General features: G+C 33.9%; 1 protein-coding gene and 1 pseudogene. One reads left to right on the top strand and one right to left on the bottom strand.

Annotated features, from left to right (window positions below; translation table 11 throughout):
• Positions 1 to 198: 198 nt before the first annotated feature.
• Entirely contained in the window at positions 199 to 414 is a 216-nt protein-coding gene (locus tag Xbed_RS18950) for a hypothetical protein (RefSeq protein WP_086114329.1), read from the top strand.
• A gap of 46 nt (positions 415 to 460) precedes the next feature.
• On the opposite strand, the pseudogene Xbed_RS18945 reads toward Xbed_RS18950, so the two are convergent.
• Positions 461 to 667 (bottom strand): annotated as a pseudogene (locus Xbed_RS18945) (IS481 family transposase); the annotation flags it as partial.

Below are 667 nucleotides of genomic sequence, written 5' to 3'. Positions count from 1 at the left end.
AATTGCGCCTCTTATTGACGATAATTTTGGATTTAATACGACATTTGTGATTGATGGTAATGCACCACAAGAGTTCGATGGTGGATATATAAAAAAACAGGTGATTTAAATGAAGAAATTATTTTATTTCCTTTACTAAGAGAAAGGTTTTTTGGGGATCATAGTAAATCATTTTATTTGGTAGGAAAATATGATGTTATGACATATAAAATGGATAAGGGCAGAAAAATTCATCTTAATATCTTATATAAAAAAAATTTTTTAACTTATTGGCAGGGAGGGAAAAATAAGGATAGAGAAACATCATTGACTTATCCTGACGGCACAATAATATACAATGGTGATGTAAGCCCAGACTTTGATAAATTAATGCGGATTCTTGAATCAAGAAACAGCAAATCGACTAAGATGTAGTCATTCAGCCTTAATCTGACAGTCGCCCACTTTGGTTTAGTGCCTGTCAGATTAAATTCGGGTGAGATTTTTCAGCCCAAATTGATTTTCCTTCCAATAATGTCTCTATGGGTGTGCGGCCACAACCTATTTTTCCTTGATGTGTGCGGTGATAGTGGTAATTATCTAGCCATTCATCCAGATCCATTTGCCGCTCATTGAGTGAACTGTACACTTTCTTTCTGAAGATAATTTGATAAAACTCGTTCAAAAT

This window comes from Xenorhabdus beddingii (assembly GCF_002127545.1).
In the GTDB taxonomy this organism is placed as follows: domain Bacteria; phylum Pseudomonadota; class Gammaproteobacteria; order Enterobacterales; family Enterobacteriaceae; genus Xenorhabdus; species Xenorhabdus beddingii.
The sequence above is the reverse complement of the archived record's forward strand: the minus strand, read 5'-3'. Positions and strand labels throughout refer to the sequence as shown.

Bases quoted from the DNA above. Each gene is read 5' to 3' on its own strand.
- Xbed_RS18950 (WP_086114329.1), top strand. From the start codon at position 199: ATGACATATAAAATGGATAAGGGCAGAAAAATTCATCTTAATATCTTA.